19 protein-coding genes are annotated in these 18,741 nt (G+C 70.7%); 8 read left to right on the plus strand and 11 right to left on the minus strand.

Features of this window, described 5'->3' with window-relative positions:
- Positions 1-93: 93 nt before the first annotated feature.
- The 5 genes from EXE41_RS02230 to EXE41_RS02250 form a co-directional block, all read right to left on the minus strand.
- Entirely contained in the window at positions 94-1,131 is a 1,038-nt protein-coding gene (locus EXE41_RS02230; RefSeq protein ID WP_086219528.1) for an MsnO8 family LLM class oxidoreductase, read from the minus strand.
- A 154-nt stretch (positions 1,132-1,285) separates the two neighbouring features.
- Positions 1,286-1,462, minus strand: a complete 177-nt coding sequence (locus EXE41_RS02235) for a 50S ribosomal protein L37e (RefSeq protein WP_006112801.1) — start codon at positions 1,460-1,462, stop codon at positions 1,286-1,288.
- Positions 1,459-1,701: an LSM domain-containing protein gene (locus tag EXE41_RS02240; protein WP_049930582.1), complete on the minus strand. Its 243-nt coding sequence runs from the start codon at positions 1,699-1,701 to the stop codon at positions 1,459-1,461. Before EXE41_RS02240 ends, EXE41_RS02235 begins: the two co-directional genes overlap by 4 nt.
- Positions 1,702-1,802: 101 nt before the next feature.
- Positions 1,803-3,131 carry a hypothetical protein gene (locus tag EXE41_RS02245; protein WP_086215527.1) on the minus strand — a complete coding sequence of 443 codons (1,329 nt, stop codon included), beginning with the start codon at positions 3,129-3,131 and terminating at the stop codon, positions 1,803-1,805.
- Entirely contained in the window at positions 3,128-3,781 is a 654-nt protein-coding gene (locus EXE41_RS02250; RefSeq protein WP_086215526.1) for a hypothetical protein, read from the minus strand. Before EXE41_RS02250 ends, EXE41_RS02245 begins: the two co-directional genes overlap by 4 nt.
- Positions 3,782-4,037: 256 nt before the next feature.
- Here EXE41_RS02250 and EXE41_RS02255 point away from each other — a divergent pair, with 256 nt between their 5' ends.
- The 3 genes from EXE41_RS02255 to EXE41_RS02265 all read left to right on the plus strand — a co-directional run bounded on the left by EXE41_RS02255 (position 4,038) and on the right by EXE41_RS02265 (position 7,480).
- Complete coding sequence (locus EXE41_RS02255; protein ID WP_049930694.1) at positions 4,038-5,390, plus strand: ribonuclease J; 1,353 nt, start codon at positions 4,038-4,040, stop codon at positions 5,388-5,390.
- Positions 5,387-6,433: a geranylfarnesyl diphosphate synthase gene (gene idsA3 / locus EXE41_RS02260; RefSeq protein ID WP_137690188.1), complete on the plus strand. Its 1,047-nt coding sequence runs from the start codon at positions 5,387-5,389 to the stop codon at positions 6,431-6,433. The genes EXE41_RS02255 and idsA3 overlap by 4 nt, the downstream gene beginning before the upstream one ends.
- A 132-nt stretch (positions 6,434-6,565) precedes the next feature.
- On the plus strand, positions 6,566-7,480 hold the full coding sequence (locus EXE41_RS02265) for a DMT family transporter (RefSeq protein ID WP_049930589.1): 915 nt from the start codon (positions 6,566-6,568) through the stop codon (positions 7,478-7,480).
- Between the two features lie 31 nt (positions 7,481-7,511).
- On the opposite strand, the gene EXE41_RS02270 is transcribed toward EXE41_RS02265, so the two are convergent.
- Positions 7,512-7,979 carry a peroxiredoxin gene (locus EXE41_RS02270; protein WP_049930591.1) on the minus strand — a complete coding sequence of 156 codons (468 nt, stop codon included), beginning with the start codon at positions 7,977-7,979 and terminating at the stop codon, positions 7,512-7,514.
- A gap of 74 nt (positions 7,980-8,053) precedes the next feature.
- On the opposite strand from EXE41_RS02270, the gene EXE41_RS02275 reads away from it, so the two are divergent.
- Positions 8,054-10,129 carry a histidine kinase N-terminal 7TM domain-containing protein gene (locus tag EXE41_RS02275; protein WP_086219791.1) on the plus strand — a complete coding sequence of 692 codons (2,076 nt, stop codon included), beginning with the start codon at positions 8,054-8,056 and terminating at the stop codon, positions 10,127-10,129.
- A gap of 24 nt (positions 10,130-10,153) precedes the next feature.
- Here the strand turns inward: EXE41_RS02275 and EXE41_RS02280 are convergent, their stop codons facing one another.
- A complete protein-coding gene (locus tag EXE41_RS02280) occupies positions 10,154-10,465 on the minus strand; it encodes a CGCGG family rSAM-modified RiPP protein (protein ID WP_086215523.1) in 312 nt (103 codons plus the stop codon).
- A 286-nt stretch (positions 10,466-10,751) separates the two neighbouring features.
- On the opposite strand from EXE41_RS02280, the gene map reads away from it, so the two are divergent.
- Together map and EXE41_RS02290 are read left to right on the plus strand one after the other, a co-directional pair.
- Positions 10,752-11,660 carry a type II methionyl aminopeptidase gene (gene map, locus EXE41_RS02285; protein ID WP_086215522.1) on the plus strand — a complete coding sequence of 303 codons (909 nt, stop codon included), beginning with the start codon at positions 10,752-10,754 and terminating at the stop codon, positions 11,658-11,660.
- Positions 11,660-12,211, plus strand: coding sequence for an HIT domain-containing protein (locus EXE41_RS02290; protein ID WP_086215521.1), 552 nt, complete (start codon positions 11,660-11,662; stop codon positions 12,209-12,211). Before map ends, EXE41_RS02290 begins: the two co-directional genes overlap by 1 nt.
- Positions 12,212-12,613: 402 nt before the next feature.
- On the opposite strand, the gene EXE41_RS02295 is transcribed toward EXE41_RS02290, so the two are convergent.
- The 3 genes from EXE41_RS02295 to EXE41_RS02305 are packed head-to-tail and all read right to left on the minus strand — an operon-like array spanning position 12,614 to position 15,132.
- Positions 12,614-13,366, minus strand: a complete 753-nt coding sequence (locus EXE41_RS02295; RefSeq protein WP_086215520.1) for an amino acid ABC transporter ATP-binding protein — start codon at positions 13,364-13,366, stop codon at positions 12,614-12,616.
- A gap of 45 nt (positions 13,367-13,411) precedes the next feature.
- The gene (locus EXE41_RS02300) at positions 13,412-14,158 is read right to left on the minus strand and encodes an ABC transporter permease (protein WP_086215519.1); all 747 of its coding nucleotides are present in this window, start codon (positions 14,156-14,158) and stop codon (positions 13,412-13,414) included.
- A gap of 2 nt (positions 14,159-14,160) precedes the next feature.
- Positions 14,161-15,132: a substrate-binding domain-containing protein gene (locus EXE41_RS02305; protein WP_049930602.1), complete on the minus strand. Its 972-nt coding sequence runs from the start codon at positions 15,130-15,132 to the stop codon at positions 14,161-14,163.
- Positions 15,133-15,248: 116 nt separating this feature from the next.
- Between EXE41_RS02305 and EXE41_RS02310 the strand changes: the two genes are divergently transcribed.
- Both EXE41_RS02310 and EXE41_RS02315 read left to right on the plus strand, forming a co-directional pair.
- Entirely contained in the window at positions 15,249-16,073 is an 825-nt protein-coding gene (locus EXE41_RS02310; RefSeq protein ID WP_137690189.1) for a TOBE domain-containing protein, read from the plus strand.
- Between the two features lie 126 nt (positions 16,074-16,199).
- Positions 16,200-17,891: a tryptophan--tRNA ligase gene (locus tag EXE41_RS02315; protein ID WP_137690190.1), complete on the plus strand. Its 1,692-nt coding sequence runs from the start codon at positions 16,200-16,202 to the stop codon at positions 17,889-17,891.
- Positions 17,892-18,308: 417 nt separating this feature from the next.
- Here the strand turns inward: EXE41_RS02315 and EXE41_RS02325 are convergent, their stop codons facing one another.
- Positions 18,309-18,671 carry a DUF5518 domain-containing protein gene (locus tag EXE41_RS02325; protein WP_137690192.1) on the minus strand — a complete coding sequence of 121 codons (363 nt, stop codon included), beginning with the start codon at positions 18,669-18,671 and terminating at the stop codon, positions 18,309-18,311.
- Between the last annotated feature and the right edge of the window lie 70 nt (positions 18,672-18,741).

An 18,741-nucleotide genomic window follows, 5' to 3' on the forward strand; every position in this document is an offset into this window, starting at 1 on the left:
GTCACCTCCCGTCACTTCGACGGTCTGTCGTCGCCACGGTCGCTACGGCTCGCCGTCGGGGCGTCAGTCGTCCGCTCGCCAGCCGTCTGCGCGTCAGTCGGCGCGTGGATCTAGGTCCATCGCTTCGGCGAGGAGCGCGTGCGAATCGAGCGCGGCCTCGCGGTCCGGCACCGTGTGCTGGATCATCACCTCGTCGACGCCGACGCGGTCGGCCAACTGCTCCAGCAGGCCCGACATCGTCTCCGGGCTCCCGGAGATCGACCGCGGCCACTCGTCGTCGTCCAGCGTCGCCGGCGTCGGGTCCGGCGCGCCGCCTAGCTCGTCGATCGCCTCCTCCTCGGTCGGCGTCTCGTCGCCGAGCTCACCGCGTTTCATACGCCGGAACGTCGCCTCTGCGGGCGCGCGCCGACGGGCCGCGGCCGCGTCCGTCTCGGCCGCCACCGCGTTGACCGCGACCATCCCTTGCGGCTCGTCGAGGCCGCCGGGGCCGGCGTCGGGGTCGAACGCCTCGCGGTACGCCGCGAACGCGCGCTCGGCGAACCCGGGCCGGATGAAGCCGGCGAAGCAGTAGCGCAGGCCCAGCTCGCCGGCGATCTCCCCGCTCGCCGGACTCGACCCCAGCACCCACGGGACGGCCGGCCCCTCGGCCGACCCGGGCACCGACAGGTCGGCGTACGGGTGTTCGTCCGGATAGGCGTCGCGGAGGTGGTTCACCACCGCGGTGATCCGCTCGCGGTGGTCCTCGTTCGGGTTCTCGACGCGGCGGTCGGTGCCGAGCGCGCGGTCGGAGGCGGGCGAGCCGTTCGCGCGGCCCATCCCGAGGTCGACGCGGCCGGGCGCCAGCCCGTCGAGGACGCCGAACGACTCGGCCACCTTGAACGGGCTGTAGTGGTTCAAGAGGACGGCCCCGCTTCCGATCCGGATCGAGTCGGTCGCGCCCGCGACCCGACCGAGCAGCACCTCTGGCGTGGTGCCGGCGAGGCGGTCGCCCATCCCGTGGTGTTCGGCGACCCAGAACCGCTCGTAGCCCAGTCGCTCGGCGTGGCGCGCGGCGTCGACCGTGTTCGCGAACGCGTCCGCCGCGGTGCCGCCCCGGGGGACCGGCGAGAGGTCGACGACTGAAAGGTCCATACCCGCGTTCGGCGACTGATCCGGTTAACGGTTGGCTCGGCGGCGGAGCGGTCGGGGGATCGAAACCGCGCCGACCGCGGGGCCGGGAGGACCAGCCGAGCGAAACGCCGCGGCTAGTCGACGGTGAAGACGAAGCGAAGAGAAGAACCGCAGTTCAGTTGTCGCCGGTCTTCGACTGCCAGGCGTAGTCGCGCCGGGAGGCGGACTCGCCGAAGCCGCACGAGGAGCAGCGCTCCTTCTTGACGTGGTAGGACTTCTCGCCGCAGCGTCGACACTTCACGTGAACCGTCTTGTTCTTTTTCCCTTGGGAGGGCGTACCTGCGCCGGTCATGCTTTGATTGTGACGACGTTATCGCCGCGTATAATCGTTGTGTCTTCGATCGCGACCGCGAACTCGCCGTCGAGGTCTTCGTCGACGCGGCCGTCCACGTCAGCCTCCGGCTCGATGACGACGTTCATGTGCTGGTCGTAGCCGCCGAGGACGCCGTAGTACGTCGTGCCGTCCTTCAGGTGTACCGTCACGGGCTCCTCGAGCGACGCTTCGAGCACGTCGAGGGGTCGTCCACTCATTGTCCGTATCGCCGCCCGTCGCGGTAATAAAAATACCGGGACGGAGCCCCCGAGGCCGGTCGGTTTGACACGAACTTCGCGCTCGCGCCCGCCGCAGTCCGTCAGTCCAGCCGCTCGCGGAGGAACTCGCTCGCCGCCGGGACCGCCGCGCCGTACAGGGCGACGTACTCAAGGGTCGCCTGCGTCCGCCGGGCCGAGCTGTACCCCTCCTCGACGCGGTCGGCGACGTACTCGAAGCCGTCCAGCCCGGGGCGGACGAGCCGCGTCGCCAGCGGATCGTCGCCGGCGACGGCCTCGCCGACCGCCGTCCGCGCCCGCTCCGCGGCCGACCGCACGGACGACTCCGAGGGGGCCTCCCGGTGTTCGCCGTCGCGGATCTCGCCGACGGCCGCCCGAAACGCGTCGAGCTCGGCCAGCGCAACGCCGGACTCGACGACGGCCGTGGCGCAGTCGCCGGCGTCGACCGCCCGCTCGACGTCCTCGACGGCCGAGTCGGTCCGGAGCTCGCCCGTGGCCACAAGCTCCTGTGCGACCGTCCCGCTCAGGTCCTCGCCGCCGAGCGGGTCGTCGCCGCCGGCGCGCTCCCGGACGGTCGAGCGTGTCCGACTCACGGAGCCCCGCAGCTCGTCGGCGGCCGCGACCAGCGACGCCCACCGCGGGACCAGTCCGTCGCGCCCGTCGAGGTGCGCGTTCCGGAGGCTCTCGGCGTCGTCCGCGGTCGCCCGCGCGCGCTCGACCCGAGCCGTCGCCTCACCGGCTCGGAACGGCTCGGCGACCGGGTCGGCGGGGTACGTCAGCTCCGGCCGGACGTGCCGCTCGCACTCCGCGAGCAGCGATTCGACCGGCTCGTACGCCAGCGCCGCCGCGACCGGCGACTCGGCTCGGTACTCCACCTCGGCGGCGAGCGCGCCCCGAGCGTCCCGGACCGCGCTCCGCCGAGCGGCCAGGTCCGCGCCGTCGTCGACGCCGGTGGCCGCGCGGTACGCGCCGCGCACCGCCGCGGCGTCCTCCCGACGACGACGCCACGCCGAGAGGACGTCCACCGGCCACTCGGCTGTCACTCCGGCGTCCGCCCGCTCCAGCGCCCGCTCGCGGTCGGAACCGATCTCCGTCGCCACCGCAGCGTTGGCTATCCCCGGCTCGGCCGGCACGTCGTCGAGTAGGCTCCGGGTCCGCGCCTCGTGGGCGTCCGCGAGCGACTCCGGTACGGTCGCCGGAAACGGCGACGCCGGCCAGTCGACGGTCCCCACGGCGCCGGACGGGAGCGATACGGGCGAGCCGCGGCGCTCCTCGCCGCCGCCGAACGGGAGTCCGGAGCAGCCGGCGACCGCAGCCGTCCCGACCGCCGCTCCGACCCCTGCGAGGAACCGGCGGCGAGAGCTTGAGCCGCCGTGCGAACCGGACCCGCGACCCGTCGACTCGCGGCTCACTCGCCATCACCTCCCGCGCCGGGTGCCGAGGAGTTGAACACGGCAGGCGGATCTCCCTGTCGACAGGAGCCACGCATCCCCATTCCGCTCCCGCTCGACCGCTCCGCCGCCACGGGGAGTCGGATCGCGAAGCCGACGGTGTGGACGGCCTCCGGATCGCACTCGACGTCGGCCGGGCGGTACGCCCGGCAGAAGTCGGCTCGGGGGTGGAGGTCGCCGTCGGCGAGCTCCGACGGCTCGACGGCGACAGACCGAAGCCGGACATCGCGACAGGCCGTCACCGGCATCGAGAGAAGGTAGGCCGACGCCGACTCGAAGTCCGTCCCGTCGAGGAACGACCGCAGGCGGTCGGCGGCCGCGGTCTCGGCGAAGTCGAGTGCGTCGAGGCCGTCGCCCGAGACCAATACGCGCCGGGCGCGAGGCCGCCGTCGCCCGCGCTCGTCGGTTTCGCTCGACGGCGTCTCTTCACCGCCGGTGAGGATCGGCTCGCCGCTCTCGTCGCGCGCTCGTTCGAGTTCGTACCCGTCTATCGGTTGATCGCCCCGGACGGGGTAGCTGTTCGACGCGGAGTCGCTACCGGCGCAGCCGGCCAGCGCGGCGATCCCTGATGCGGCCGCGAGGAGGGCTCGGCGGCGGGGTACGTCTGCCATCGCCGGGGATTCGATCGAGAGCGTGAAACCCTTTGTGGGGCCAGTTCGGGCGCGAATCCCCGCCGCGGGGCCGAACCCGGGAGTTTTTAACGTGCGCGGGAGTACGCCGATGTACCACACTCCCGCGGGACACGGTGAGTCGCGGTGACTCGGCCGTAGCGGGGCCTTCAACGACGCGCGGTAGGACGTAGCGCCGACGGCTCCTTGCGGGGTTTCAGTGACCGGCGCCGACCACGGCGTCAAACACGACAACACCATGGAAATCGAAATTGCGACACTCGGCGGTTACGAAGAGGTCGGTCGACAGATGACGGCGGTCCGGGCGGGCGAGGACATCGTCATCTTCGACATGGGCCTGAACCTCAGTAAGGTCCTCATCCACGACAACGTGGAGACCGAGAGCATGCACAGCCTCGACCTGATCGACATGGGCGCCATCCCGGACGATCGGGTGATGAGCGAACTCGAAGGCGACGTCAAGGCGATCGTCCCCACCCACGGGCACCTCGACCACATCGCGGGGATCCCGAAGCTCGCCCACCGCTACGACGCGCCGATCGTCTCCGCGCCGTACACGATCGAACTGGTGCGCCAGCAGATCGAAGACGAGGGCAAGTTCCAGGTGGACAACGACCTCGTGAAGATGAAGCCCGGCGCGTCGATGGCGATCGGCGACTCCGAGCAGGTCGAACTAGAGTTCGTCAACGTCACCCACTCGATCATCGACGCGATCAACCCGGTCCTCCACACGCCCGAGGGCGCGGTGGTCTACGGCCTCGACAAGCGCCTGGACCACGACCCCGTCATCGGCGACCCGGTCGACATGGACCGGTTCCGCGAGATCGGCCGGCAGGACGAGGGCGTCCTCGCGTACATCGAGGACTGTACGAACGCCGGGAGCAAAGGCCGGACCCCCTCCGAGTCGTACGCGAAGAAACACGTCGAGGACACGCTGAAATCGATGGAGGACTACACGGGCGGCATCATCGCCACCACGTTCTCCTCGCACATCGCCCGCGTGAAGACCCTCGTCGAGTACGCCCGCGAGATCGGCCGCCAGCCGGTCCTGCTCGGGCGCTCGATGGAGAAGTACTCCGGTACGGCCGAGCGGCTCGACTTCGTCGACTTCCAGGGCGACGTCGGCATGTACGGTCACCGGAAGTCGGTCGACCGCGCGTTCAAGCGGATCATGAAGGAGGGGAAGGGCAATTTCCTCCCCATCGTGACGGGCCACCAGGGCGAGCCGCGAGCGATGCTCACCCGCATGGGCCGCGGCGAGACCCCTTACGAGATCGACGACGGCGACAAGGTCGTCTTCAGCGCGAGCGTCATCCCGGAACCCACCAACGAGGGGCAGCGCTACCAGTCCGAACAGCTGCTCCGGATGCAGGGCGCCCGCCTCTACGACGACATCCACGTCTCCGGCCACCTCCGCGAGGAGGGCCACTACGAGATGCTACAGGCGCTCCAGCCGCAGCATCTCATCCCCGGCCACCAGACGCTCAAGGGTCGCTCGCCGTACGTCGACCTCGCGAAGACGCAGGGGTACAAGCTCGGACGCGACGTCCACGTCACGCAGAACGGGTCCACGATCCAGCTCGTCGAATGACGAGCGAGACGAAGGAGGCGCGGGTGCTCGACGCCATCCGCGAGCGGCGTGAGCTCGTCAACGCCGCTATCGACGAGGAGCTGCCGGTCCAGGAGCCTGAGCGACTGTACGAGGCCACCCGATACATCCTCGAGGCCGGCGGCAAGCGGCTCCGCCCGACGGTGACGACCCTGGCCGCTGAGGCGGTCACCGGCACCGAGCCGATGGGCGCCGACTTCCGCGCGTTCCCGTCGCTCGACGGCGACGAGGTCGACGTGATGCGGGCCGCGGTCGCCATCGAGGTGATCCAGTCGTTCACGCTGATCCACGACGACATCATGGACGAGGACGACCTCCGGCGGGGCGTCCCGGCAGTCCACGAGGCGTACGACGTCTCGACGGCGATCCTCGCGGGCGACACCCTCTACTCGAAAGCGTTCGAGTTCATGACCGAGACGGGCGCGGACCCGCAACACGGGCTCGAAGCGATGCGGATGCTCGCGTCGACCTGTACCGAGATCTGCGAGGGGCAGGCCCTCGACGTCGCCTTCGAGAGCCGCGACGACATCCTCCCCGACGAGTACTTGGACATGGTCGAGCTGAAGACCGCGGTGCTGTACGGCGCCTCGGCCGCGACGCCCGCCCTCCTACTCGGCGCCGACGAGGCGGTCGTCGACGCCCTGTATCAGTACGGGATCGACTCCGGGCGCGCGTTCCAGATCCAAGACGACGTGCTCGACCTCACCGTCCCCTCGGAGGAGCTCGGGAAGCAGCGCGGCTCCGACCTCGTGGAGGGGAAGGAGACGCTCATCACGCTCCACGCCCGACAACAGGGAGTCGATATCGACGGGCTCGTCGACGCCGACACGCCCGCGGCGGTGACCGAGGCGGCCATCGACGACGCGGTCGCGGCCCTCGAAGAGGTCGGCTCGATCGAGTACGCCCGCGAGACCGCCGAGGACCTCACCGCGCGGTCGAAGGACCACCTCGGAGTGCTCCCCGAGAGCGGCTCTCGGAGCCTGCTCGAAGACCTCGCGGACTACCTCATCGTCCGCGGCTACTGAGCGGGCCGCGGCGCGACTGACCCGCCGGACGGGTCGGAACTTCCAGACACGGCGTCACGGCCGGACGAGCCGGCACCGGCGGTCCGGGCCGCGACGGACACCGCTTTACCCGCGGCCCGCGTTCGGTCGACCGTGTCACGGTACCGAGACGCCCTCCTGTTCTTCACCCTCGCCCTGCTGTGGGGCGGATCGTTCGTCGCCATCGAGGTCGGCCTCGACTACTATCCGCCGGTGTTGTACGCCGCCTACCGGTTCGACGTGGCCGCGCTGGCGCTGCTGTCGTACGTGTTCGTCACGCAGGACGGTCCGTTTCCGCGGACGCGCGGCGACCTCGCCGCGATCGGGTTCAGCGGCGGACTCTCCGTGGCCGCGAACAACGCGCTGCTGTTCGTCGGCCAGCAGTACACCACGAGCGGTATCGCCTCGATCACCTACAGCCTCGTCCCCATCGCGACCGCGGCGGTCGCCGCCCTGTGGATCGGCGGGGCGGACCTCGACGCGCGCGGCGCGGTCGGGGTCGTCCTCGCGTTCCTCGGCGTCGGCCTCGTCGCACAGCCGGACCCCGCGAGCCTCGGCGGGGGCGTCGCGGTCGGCGTCGGGCTGATCGCGATCGGCGTCGTCGCCGTCGCGGTCGGCAGCGTCGGGCTCCGGACCGTCGAGACGTCGTTCTCCAGCGTCGCGCTCACCGGGTGGGCGATGGGGTTCGGCGCGCTGGCCATCCACGCACTGAGCCTCGGGATCGGCGAGAGCCAGCGCCTCCCCGCCGCGGCGCCGCGCGCGCTCCTCGCGCTGGCGTTCCTCGGGCTCTGCTCGTCGGCGGTGGCGTACACCATCTACTTCACGCTGCTCGACCGGCTCGGCCCCTTCGAGATCAACCTCGTCTCGTACGTCGTGCCGGTCGTCGCCACCGTCGCGGGCGCCCTGCTGCTCGCCGAGCCGGTAACGGCGTTCACCGTCGCCGGCTTCGCGGTCATCGTCCTCGGCTTCGGCCTGCTGAAGCGCCGCGAGATCGCCGACGCGGTCGCCGGGATCAGCCCGTCGGGATAGCGGTCGCCCTCGACGGCGTCGACCGCCCCGATCAGCCGTCGAGCGCGCGGATGTCGTCGAGTATCTCGACGGCGTGGTCCTCGGGGGAGACCCCCTCGTACGCCAAGACGACGGTTCCCTCGTCGTCGATGACGTACGTGTTCCGGAACACGCCGTCGAAGGTGTTCCCGAACATCGACTTCTCGCCGTAGGAGTCGTACGCGCTCGACACCGCGCCGTCCGGGTCCGAGAGGAGCGTGAAGGGTAGGTCGTACTCCTCGGCGAAGGGTTCGAGGTCCTCGACCGGGTCGTCGCTGATCCCGACGACGGCGATGTCGGCGTCCTCGAACGCGTCCCACTCGTCGCGGAAGCCGCACGCCTCGGCGGTACAGCCGGGGGTGTCGGCGCGCGGGTAGAAGTACACCACCGTGTGGCCGGCCGCGGTCGGGTCGACGGTGGCCGTCTCGCCGCGGTGGTCGGTGAGCGTGATCGCGGGCGCGTCGTCGCCGGGTTCGAGCATACGGATCGACGCCGCTCGAACTGGTTAGAGGATTCGGTCCCTTTTTACCGACTACTCGCATCCTACCGGTATCGATGGCGTGGCAACCGACGCCGTACACGGTTCCGCTGCTCGTCGCGGCCGTCGCGTCGTTCGGATTCGCCGCGTACGCGGCCGCGAACCGTTCTCGCGGCGGCCGGGCGCTCCTGTGGAGTTTCGTCGGCGTCGCCGGCAGCGCCGGCGTCTGGTCGCTGGCGTACGCGGCGCAGCTGTCGGCGACCGCGCTCGGTCCCACGCTGCTTTTCAACCGCCTCGTCTGGCTCGGGTCCGCGGGGCTGGCGGTCGCGTGGCCCGCCTTCGTCCTCTCGTACGTCGACCGGACCGAGTGGCTCGGTCGCCGCCGGTTCGCGCTCTTCTGGGTCGTCCCGGCCGCGACCGCCGTTGCCGTCCTGACGGTCGGCGCCGACCCGCTGTTCTACGCCGACCCCTCGCTCGTCGACGCCGGCGGGTACCGCCTCCTCGGCTACGCGCCGACGCCCGCCCTGCTCGGATTCGTCGGGTACACTTACGTGGTCAACCTGTTCTCCTTCGGCGTGCTCGGCTACGCCGCGGTCGCCCGTGACGGCGTGTTCCGCCGGCAGGCCGCCCTCCTCTTCGCCGCCGGCGTCGCGCCGCCGGCGCTCGGCGCGGCCGGCATCTTCGGGCTCGTCGGTCCGGCGGACGGCGTGGTCGACTTCACGCCGATCGCCTTCAGCGGGACCTCGGCGCTGCTGGCGTGGGTCGTGTTCCGGTACCGGCTGCTCGACGTGTCGCCAATCGCCCGCGACGCGGTGTTCGCGAACCTCTCCGACGGCGTGGTCGTCTGCGACGCCGACGGGCGGGTGATCGACCGCAACGACCCGGCTCAGGCGCTGTTTCCCGACGCCGAACTCGGCGCCCGCGCCGACGAGGCGTTCGCCGACGCCCCGCCGGTCGTCGACGCGGTGACGGAGGCGGGGTCCGACGAGGGAGAAGCGTCGTCCGACGACGAGTTCCGCGTGACCGTCGGCGGCGACGACGCCGCGCCGCGGTTCCTGACGGTTGACGTCCACGACATCACCGGCCCGGGGACGACCCGCGGCGGGACGGTCCTGCTGTTCCGCGACGTCACCGAGCGGGAAACGCTCCAGCGGCGCTACCGCGCCCTCATCGAGAAGTCGCCGAACGTGATCGCGGTCTGCGGCGAGGACGGCCTGATCAGGTACGTGAGCCCCTCGATTGAGCGCCTGCTCGGTCACGCTCCCGCGGCGATCGAGGGGCGTCCTGTGATCGACCTGGTCCACCCGGAGGACCGACGCGAGGCGCAGCAGGCGTTCGAGCGCGCCTTCGAGGGCGCCGAACCCCAGTCGATCACGCACCGGATCGCCCGGGGCGACGGCAGTTGGCGCCGGTTCGAGACGGTGATCGAGCGGCTGTTCGAGGACGCGCGCGAGGTCGTCATCACCGCAACCGACGTGACGGAGGCCCGGCGGTACGAACAGCGGCTCCAGGTTCTGAACCGCGTGCTGCGCCACGACCTGAAGAACGACACCAACGTCATCGGCGGGTACGCCGACCTGCTCCGCGACCACGTCGACGAGGAGGGCGACCCGTACCTCGACGTCATCGACCGGAAGGTACAGACGCTGACGCACCTCAGCGACCAGGCGCGCGAGATCGATGTCGCGCTGCACAGCGACGCCGACAAGACCGAGATCGACCTCGCCGAACTCGTCGACCGCCTCTGCGAGTCGCTGGGCTCGTCGTTCCCGCGGGCGACGGTGACGGTGACGGTGCCCGACTCCGCCGTCGTCGCCGCCGACGAACTGCTGGAGTCCGCGGTCCGGAACGTGCTGGAGAACGCTGTCGTCCACAACGACGACGATGATCCGCACGTCGAGGCGACGGTCGTCGCCGACGGCGACCGGTTCCGGCTCGACGTGGCCGACGACGGCCCCGGCATCCCGCCGGTCGAGCGGACGGTGTTCTCGGAGGCGCGGGAGACGGCGCTCGAACACGCGAGCGGGCTCGGCCTCTGGCTCGTCCACTGGATCGTCACGGAGTCCGGCGGCGACCTCGAGATCGACACCCGTGAGCCGACCGGCACGGTAGTCCGGATGTGGCTCCCGCGAGCGGCCGAAGAGTGCGAGTAGATCCGCCGACCTTCCGGTGTCGGCTCAGACGCGGACGCGGACGACGTGACCCCCGCAGCCGCACTGCTCGATGTACTCCCAGTCGAGGTCGCCGCCGAGCTCCGATTCGAGCGCGTCGACGAGGTACGTCTCCGGGTGGCCGTGGTCGCCGTGGGTGACGAGGTTGACGTGGTTGCCCGCGGCCGTGTGCTCGACCGCTTCGATCGCCTGTCGGACGAGCAGATCCCGGTCGTCCGCGTGTTCGGGGCCTTCGAGGTTCGCGGACCACGAATTCTCGTGGACGTGGTCGGTCACCGGGTCCGCGTCGTGATCGTGGCCTGAGGGTGTACTCGACATGTCCGATCCGACGCCCTCAGTTCCCCTACGTCTTCGAGCGAACATGTTCGCGCGGAGCGTCGACCGACGACCGGCGCGCGAACGTCTTGGGGACAGGAGACACTCCCGCGGGACCCGACGACAGACTCATGAGTCGCGACCCGTTCGGCGACGCGGACGAGCCCTTGGACGCTCGCGAGATAGACGACGACCCCGACCGGCGACGCGTGGTACGTCGAGGTCACGAACGGGGCGTAGTCGACCGCCCTCCGCAACCTCTTTGCGCGCCCTCGCCGAAGCCGGAGCCATGAGTCACGGACCTCTGGACGAGGACGCGGTCGAAAGCTACCGCGAGGCCGGCGCGGTGCTGGTCGAGGCGATGAACGAGGCCCGCGAGATGGTCGAGCCGGGCCGGACCCACCTCGAAGTCGCCGAGTGGACGGAGGACTTCGTCCGCGAGCAGGGGGCCGGCCTCGCGTTCCCGGTCAACATCAGCGTCGACCCCGAGGCGTCGCACGCGACGCCGGGTCGGGACGACGAGACCGAGTTCGGCGAGGAGATGGTGTGTCTCGACGTCGGCGTCCACGTCGACGGCTACATCGCCGACGCCGCGGTGACGGTCGACCACAGCGGGACGCCCGAACTCGTCGAGGCCGCCGAGATGGCGCTGGAGGCCGCGCTCGACGAGGCCGGGCCGGGCGTCGAGGTCGGCGTCGTCGGGCAGGCGATCGAAGACGTGATCCGCGGCTACGGCTACACGCCCGTCCTCAACCTCTCCGGGCACGGCGTCCAGCGCTACGACGCCCACACCGGGCCCACGGTACCGAACCGCGGCGTCGACCGGTCGGTCGAGCTGGAGCCGGGGCAGGCGGTCGCCATCGAGCCGTTCGCCACCGACGGCCGCGGAAAGGTCGGCGAGGGGACCGACGAACAGATCTTCGAGCAGCAGGGCTCCGCGAGCGTGCGCGACCGGCGGGCGCGGCAGGCGCTCGAAGAGATCGAGGCGTTCGACGACCTCCCGTTCGCGGCGCGCTGGCTGGAGACGGACCGGGCGGGGATGGCGCTTCGTCGCCTGAAGCAGGCGAACGCGATCAAGGGGTACCCCGTCCTGAAGGAGGACGACGACGCCATCGTGAGCCAGGCGGAGCACACGCTGCTCGTCACCGAGGACGGCGTCGAGGTGACGACCGCGGGCATCCACGGCTTCGACGACTGATGGACCGGATCTTCGCGCCGTGGCGGATCGAATGGGTCGAGCGCGACGCCGACCCGATCGACGGCTGCCCGTTCTGCGTCCTGCCCGAGCGCGAGGACGCCCGCGAGGCGCGCGTCGTCGCCCGCAGCGAGCGCAACTACGTCCTCCTGAACAACGCGCCGTACAACCCCGGTCACGCGATGGTGATCCCGGACGCACACGTCGAGGATCCGACCGGCCTCGACGACGCGACACTCCTCGATCACGCGAAGCTGAAGGCGGCGACGCTCGCCGCGCTGCGCCGCGACGTGAACCCCGACGGCGTCAACACGGGCCAGAACCTCGGCGGCGACGCCGCGGGGGGGTCGATCGACCACCTCCACACCCACGTCGTCCCGCGCTGGAGCGGCGACACGAACTTCATGCCCGTCACCGGCGCCACGAAGGTGATCGTGGAGGCGATAGACCGCACCTACGACCACCTCCACGCGGGCTTCGCGGCCGACGACGCGGTCGTCGATCCGGGAGACGCCGAGGCGGGCGAGGCGGTCGAACTTGACTTCGGCGTCTAACTCGGCGGTGTCGATCACTCATAAACAAACGGCGTGGCGGCGCGTGCCGATGAGCGCCCGTATGGCGCGAATCGCCCGCGCGAGGTCGCCGGCGCGAAACGCCGGCTGCCGGAGAATCTTCGATTCTCGCCGGAGTCGCTGGCTCCCGGAGCGAAGCGACGGGTGTCAGCGACGAGGCTGGGGAGGCGTGAGGTGCGGTCGCTGTGCGGGGTGGGACTCAACGGGGCAGTCGCGAGGAGGCGGGAGGCGATGTAAGCACCGCAGCGAGCGGAGCGAGCGAGGAGCACAACGGGCGTACCGTCTCCTCGCGACCGGGGCTTTGGAGGTATTCACCGCAGCGTCGTCGATCACCCGAACCGGATCGCTGTATTCGACCGATCTCCCGCCTCCCCTCGACGCAAATTAGTACACCAGTTCGCCCGAGATGAACTTCCGGGTGCGCTCGTCGGCGGGGTCGTCGAAGATCTCCTCGGTCGGACCGATCTCCGTGATCCCGTCGTCGAGCAGCACCGCGACGCGGTCCGCGACCCGCTCGGCCTGATACATGTCGTGGGTCGCCACGACCACGCCGATCCCCCGCGCTTTCGCCTCACCGATCGCCTCCTCGATGACGGCCGTGTTCCGTGGGTCGAGGTCGGAGGTTGGTTCGTCGAGCAAGAGGGCGTCGGGGTCGTACGCCAGGGCGCGGGCGAACGACACCCGCTGGGCCTCGCCGCCGGAGAGCGAGTCGGCGGGCTGGTCCGTCTTGTCTGCGAGTCCGACGACCTCCAGCGACTCGTGGACCGCGTCGGCGGCGCCGGACAGCCGGAAGAGCGAGGCGATCCGCTCGCTCCACGAGCGGCGGACCCGGAGCCCGTACTCGACGTTTCGGGCGACCGATCCCCCGAAGAGGCTCGCCTCTTGGAACACCATCCCGACGCGGCGGCGCAGCGCGAGCCGCGCCGACTCGTCGACGGCCCACGCGTCAGTCCCGTCGAGCGTCACCGTCCCCTCGTCCGGCTCCAGCGACAGCGCGAGCGTCCGCAGCAGCGTGGTCTTGCCGACGCCGGAGGGACCGATGACGGCGACGACCTCGCCCGCGTCGACGTCGATCGTGAGGTCGCGGAACACCCTCTCGTCGCCGTACGACCGCGACACGCCCGTCGCGCGGAGCATCAGCCGGACACCCCCCGCCGCATCAGCCGGACACCTCCCGCCGCATCAGGCCACCCCCCGATCGCCGAAGCGGACCACGATCGCGTTGACGGTCAACACGAGCGCGACCAGCACCGCGCCGAGCACCATGGCGGTCTCGTACCGCCCCTGCCGCGCTTCGAGCTGGATCGCGGTGGTGAGCGTGCGCGTCTTCGAGATGCCGTCGGCGCTCGTGATGTTCCCGCCGACGATCAGCACGGAGCCGACCTCGCTCACCGCGCGACCGAACCCGGCCAGCACCGCGGTCGCGATCCCGTACTTGGCCTCCTTGATCACGACCAGCGCCACGTCGATCCGCGTCCCGCCGAGGACGCGAGCGGCGTCCCGGACGCCGTCGTCGACGCCGCTCACTGCCGCGAGGCTGATCGCCGTGATCGGCGGCGTCGCGAGGACGAACTGCGACATGATCATCGCCTCGCGGGTGAAGATGAGCTCTAGCGACCCCAGCGGCCCCTGGTTGGAGACCGCGAACAGCACTACCAGCCCGACCACCACGCTCGGGAACCCCATCCCGGTGTTGACGACCGACTTCACGAACCCCTTCCCCGGGAACTCCGCGAGGCCGATCGCGACGGCCGCCGGCACGCTGACGAGCGTGCTCAGCGCCACGGCGGTGAGGCTCACGTACAGCGAGACCGCGACGATACTCCCGACGTACCCCTCCCTGAACGAGGCGCCGAGCAGGGACGCCGCGGGGCTCGCGCCCGAGTCGAGGAGGGCGGGGGCCAGCTGTGCGACCGGTTCGAGCGGCACGCTTACGCGTCCGAGTCGTCGCTACTCCAGCCTTCCGGAACGTACTGTTGGAAGTCGGGGTCCTCCGAGACGGCCTCGGGGAAGAACAGCTGTTCGCCGTTCACCTGGTACTCTGCGATGGCCTCCTGGACGCCGGGACTGGTGATCCAGCCGATGTACGCCATCGCGAGGTCGTAGTTGGCGTTCTCGTGGACGCCGGGGTTGACCGCCATGACGCCGTACGGGTTCGCGAGGATCTCCGGCCCGCCCTCGATCGGCCCCTGAACGAGGATCGTCAGGTCGATCTCCGAGCGCTGCGAGATGTAGGTTCCGCGGTCCGAGAGCGTGTACGCGCCCTGCTGGTTTGCGATGTTCAGCGCCTCGCCCATCCCGGTGCCGGTCTCCTGATACCAGTCTCCGCCGGGATCCGTGCCCGCCGCGTCCCAGAGGTTCAGCTCCTTCGTGTGGGTCCCGGAGTTGTCGCCGCGAGAGACGAACGTCGCCTCCGCCTCCGCGATGGTCGTCAGCGCCTCGGTCGCTGAGCCCGTCCCCCCGATTCCCGCCGGGTCGCTCTCGGGGCCGACGATCACGAAGTCGTTGAACATCAGGTCGCGGCGGTTGATCCCGTACCCGTTGCGCATGAACTCGTCTTCGAGGCCGCGGGCGTGGACCATCACGATGTCCGAGTCGCCGTTGCGCGCGGTCTCCAGCGCGGCGCCCGTCCCCTGCGCGACGGCGTCGACCGTGACGCCGTACATCTCCTCGAAGTCCGGGTGGATCGCGTCGAGGAGCCCCGTGTCGTAGGTGCTCGTCGTCGTCGTGAGCGTCAGCGTCTCGCCGGCGACGCCGACGCTCTCAGCGCTGTTTCCGCCGTCGGTGCCGTTGCCCCCGGTCCCGTCGCCGCTGCCGCCGTCGTTCGTCGACGAACAGCCGGCCGTACCCACGATCGCTCCGGCGCCGACCGCGGCCACGAACTTCCGTCGTTGTATCGGCATAGATACAACGGTGGGGCGACACGACATATAAGTTGCGTCACGGTGGGGAACGTCGGCCCGGAGCGGCCCGAGGGCGCGTCGAAACCCCCAACACGTCCCGGACGCATCCCCCGAGCATGGGAGAGCCGACCGACTCCGGTCCCGCCCCGGCCGCGGGGCGCGGACGGGCCGCGCTGATCGAGGACGGCGTCGAGTTCGACGGCCGCGACGCGGCCCTGTTGCGCGCGGTCGACGCGGCGGGATCGGTCGCGGGCGCGGCCTCGGAGCTCGGCCGCTCCCGCGCCCGCGCTCTCACCCGGATCGAGACGCTGGAGGACGCTTACGGCACGCTCGTCGAGCGCCGTCGGGGCGGCGAGGGCGGCGGCGGGAGCCGGCTCGCCGCGTCGACTCGGGACCTCCTCGACCGCTACGACCGCCTTCAGGCCGTCCTCGCGGCGACCGCGTCGGTGCCCGAGACGGTCCTCGACGGGACCGTGGCCGCCGTCGACGGCGAACTCGCCGTCGTCGACACGCCGGTCGGAGAGCTCTCCGGACTCCACGGCGGCACCGTGGACGACGAAGACGCAGACGACGGGACCGACGGCAGAGACGCAGACGACGGGGCCGACGGCGGCGCGGTCGCCGTCGGCGACGCGGTTCAAGTCCGGATCGGCGCGGACGCGGTCACCGTCAACGACGCGGCCAACGCGGTCGACCCGGACGCGACGAGCGCCCGGAACCGCCTGGCCGGCCGCGTCTCGCGCATCGACTCGGGCGAGACGGTGTCGACGGTTCGGATCGTCGTCGAACCGGTCGACCGGGGAGGGACAGACGACGCCGCCGTCGAGGTCGCGGCGCTGATCACCGCCGAGAGCATCAACCGGCTCGGCCTCGCGCCCGGCGACCCGGTGTCGCTCCGGTGGAAGGCGACCGCGACGCGACTCGTTGCGCAGGTCGAGTGACTCGGCCGACCGGAGTAGACCAGCGTTCTGAACCGGGGGGGCAGACCGGCGTTCCGGACAGGCGGGCCGTGCCAAGCGCTCCCGCGCAAGCGAACGGTTTTTGCGTCGACCGACGGGAGAGGTGGTATGGACGAGGACACCCCCGAAGGGACGACGCCGGGCGGTGACGGGCGCGAGCCCGACGCCGACCGCGGGCCGTTGACGCCCCCCCGGACCGACGGCGGGACCGACGCGGACGAGCCGACCGAGGACGTCGCGCTCGACCCGTGGGGGTCGGCGTCGGTCGGGGACTACGCGGACCTCTTCGCGGAGTTCGGCATCGAGGCGTTCGACGAGGTCGACGACGACGTGCCGGACCCGCACTACCTGATGCGCCGCGGCGTCATCTTCGGGCACCGTGAGTACGACGCGGTCGCGGAGGCGATGGCGAACGACGAGCCGTTCGCGGCGCTCTCCGGGTTCATGCCCACGGGGGACCCGCACATCGGTCACAAGCTCGTGTTCGACGAGATCATCTGGCACCAAGAGATGGGCGGCGACGCGTTCGGGCTCATCGCCGACCTCGAAGCGCATTCCGCGCGCGGGATGTCGTGGGACGAGATCGACGAGCACGCGCGGAACTACCTCCTGAGCCTCCTCGCGCTCGGCTTCGACGCCGAGGACGGCGAGATCTACCGCCAGTCCGACAACCGCGAGGTCCAGGACCTCGGCTTCGAGCTCGGCTCGAAGGCGAACTTCTCGGAGTTCGAGGCGATCTACGGCTTCGACGGGGAGACGAACGTCTCGCACATGCAGAGCGTGATCACCCAGACCGCGGACATCCTCTACCCGCAGCTCGTCGACGAGCCGAAGCCCACGGTGATCCCGGTCGGTCCCGATCAGGACCCGCACGTCCGGCTCACCCGCGACCTCGCGACCCGCGTGCGCTACTTCAAGGTGACAGAGGCGTTCGCTTCCTTCGAGCTCGACGACGACGAGCGCCGGCTCGTGCGAGCCGCCTACGACGCGCTCGCGGCCCGCGACGAAGAGAACGACGCCGCCGGAGACGCGGACGACGCCGCCGAGACCGACGTGCGCTGCGAGGACGCCGCCGAGTGGCTCGCCGACTACGAGCCGCCGGAGAGCGACCGCGAGAGCGTCGACCTCGCGGCCGCGAAGGCGAGCGCCCTCGACAAGCTCGAGGCCGGCGGGAAGGAGCCGCTTCGCCCCCGCGTGCGGTTCTTCGACCGCAACGCCACCGACGAGGCGTTCGAGGCGCTGATCGAGGCCGTGGAAGGGGAAAAACGCGTGTTCGAGGGCCACGTCGACGCGTTCGACCTGACCCGCGACGAGGCCGAGTCCATCGCGCGCGAGGTCGAGATCGACCACGACGGGTTCGGCTTCCGGCAGCCCTCCTCGATCTACCACCGGTTCATGACCGGGCTCACCGGCGGCAAGATGTCTTCGTCGATCCCGGCGAGCCACATCTCGTTGCTCGACGACCCCGAGGACGGCTACGACAAGGTGAAGGCGGCGACGACCGGGGGCCGCGACACCGCCGAGGAGCAGCGCGAGTTGGGCGGCGAGGCCGACGAGTGCCCGGTCTACGAGCTGTACGCCTACCTGCTCGCGGGCGACGACGACGAACTCACCAAGGAGGTGTACTCCGAGTGCGTCAACGGCGAGCGCCTCTGCGGCGGCTGTAAGGAGCAGGCCGCGGAGCTCATGCGCGAGTTCCTCGAGGACCACCAGGAGAAGCGCGCGGAGGCCGAGGAACTCCTCGACGACCTCGACATCGACCTCGACTCCGACCGGCGCGGCACCGGCGGCGAGCACTGAGGCGTCTCTATTGAGGCCGCAGGGCAACTCTCACGAGCTGTTTTATAAACGAACGGTGCGGTGGCGCGTGCCTGCGAGGCCGCCTCGCGGCCGAGCAGCACGCGCGAGGGAGTCGCTGGCTCCCGGAGCGAAGCGGAGGGTGCCAGCGACGAGGCTGGGGAGGCGTGAGGTGCTGTGCTGGGCGGGACTCAACGGGGCAGTCGCGAGGACGAAGCACGGCGACGTAAGCACCGCAATGAGGGAGAACGGAGTGAGCGACCGAGTGAGGAGCACAGCGAGCCGCGCGAGTCCTCGCGACTGGGGCTTTGGAGGCGTTCGCCGCCAATTCACGGGTAGCTGTTTATGACCGAGCGACTGGGGCTTTGGAGGCGTTCGCCGCCGATCCGCAATCGATTTCTATAACTAACAGCGACCGCCTTACAGCTCGTTCTTCACGTACACGCCCAGCAGTCCGCCGAGCGCGCTCAGAACCACGGAGTAGGCGACGCCGCCCAACACGATGAGGGCGGCGACGAAGACGACTCCGCCGGCCGCGAGGCCGACTTCGAGCGGGAACCCGAAGAACCCCAAGAACGGGAGGAAAACCAGCACGAGCAACAGCAGTCCGACGATCGGGATCGCGGCGATCGCGCCGGAGAGCGCGCCGACCTGGAGGCCGTCGTCTCCATTTAAATACCCGGCCACCGCGCCGCCGAGGAGCGGTGAGATGCCGGTAAACGAGAGCACCGTCGACGCGATAGCGCCGACGACCGCGTTGAGGAGGGTGTTCTCTGTGTCCATGCGCGGTCGAACTCCCGGCGGCGGCATACGTTTTGCGAAGCGCGGCGGCCGGGCCGGCCCGCGCTCGGCA

The organism is Halorubrum sp. SD690R, assembly GCF_005435035.1.
In the GTDB taxonomy this organism is placed as follows: domain Archaea; phylum Halobacteriota; class Halobacteria; order Halobacteriales; family Haloferacaceae; genus Halorubrum; species Halorubrum ezzemoulense.

Bases quoted from the DNA above. Each gene is read 5' to 3' on its own strand.
- EXE41_RS02230 (WP_086219528.1), bottom strand. From the start codon at position 1,131: ATGGACCTTTCAGTCGTCGACCTCTCGCCGGTCCCCCGGGGCGGCACC.
- EXE41_RS02235 (WP_006112801.1), bottom strand. From the start codon at position 1,462: ATGACCGGCGCAGGTACGCCCTCCCAAGGGAAAAAGAACAAGACGGTT.
- EXE41_RS02240 (WP_049930582.1), bottom strand. From the start codon at position 1,701: ATGAGTGGACGACCCCTCGACGTGCTCGAAGCGTCGCTCGAGGAGCCC.
- EXE41_RS02250 (WP_086215526.1), bottom strand. From the start codon at position 3,781: ATGGCAGACGTACCCCGCCGCCGAGCCCTCCTCGCGGCCGCATCAGGG.
- EXE41_RS02255 (WP_049930694.1), top strand. From the start codon at position 4,038: ATGGAAATCGAAATTGCGACACTCGGCGGTTACGAAGAGGTCGGTCGA.
- idsA3 (WP_137690188.1), top strand. From the start codon at position 5,387: ATGACGAGCGAGACGAAGGAGGCGCGGGTGCTCGACGCCATCCGCGAG.
- EXE41_RS02270 (WP_049930591.1), bottom strand. From the start codon at position 7,979: ATGCTCGAACCCGGCGACGACGCGCCCGCGATCACGCTCACCGACCAC.
- EXE41_RS02275 (WP_086219791.1), top strand. From the start codon at position 8,054: ATGGCGTGGCAACCGACGCCGTACACGGTTCCGCTGCTCGTCGCGGCC.
- EXE41_RS02280 (WP_086215523.1), bottom strand. From the start codon at position 10,465: ATGTCGAGTACACCCTCAGGCCACGATCACGACGCGGACCCGGTGACC.
- map (WP_086215522.1), top strand. From the start codon at position 10,752: ATGAGTCACGGACCTCTGGACGAGGACGCGGTCGAAAGCTACCGCGAG.
- EXE41_RS02290 (WP_086215521.1), top strand. From the start codon at position 11,660: ATGGACCGGATCTTCGCGCCGTGGCGGATCGAATGGGTCGAGCGCGAC.
- EXE41_RS02295 (WP_086215520.1), bottom strand. From the start codon at position 13,366: ATGCTCCGCGCGACGGGCGTGTCGCGGTCGTACGGCGACGAGAGGGTG.
- EXE41_RS02305 (WP_049930602.1), bottom strand. From the start codon at position 15,132: ATGCCGATACAACGACGGAAGTTCGTGGCCGCGGTCGGCGCCGGAGCG.
- EXE41_RS02310 (WP_137690189.1), top strand. From the start codon at position 15,249: ATGGGAGAGCCGACCGACTCCGGTCCCGCCCCGGCCGCGGGGCGCGGA.
- EXE41_RS02315 (WP_137690190.1), top strand. From the start codon at position 16,200: ATGGACGAGGACACCCCCGAAGGGACGACGCCGGGCGGTGACGGGCGC.
- EXE41_RS02325 (WP_137690192.1), bottom strand. From the start codon at position 18,671: ATGGACACAGAGAACACCCTCCTCAACGCGGTCGTCGGCGCTATCGCG.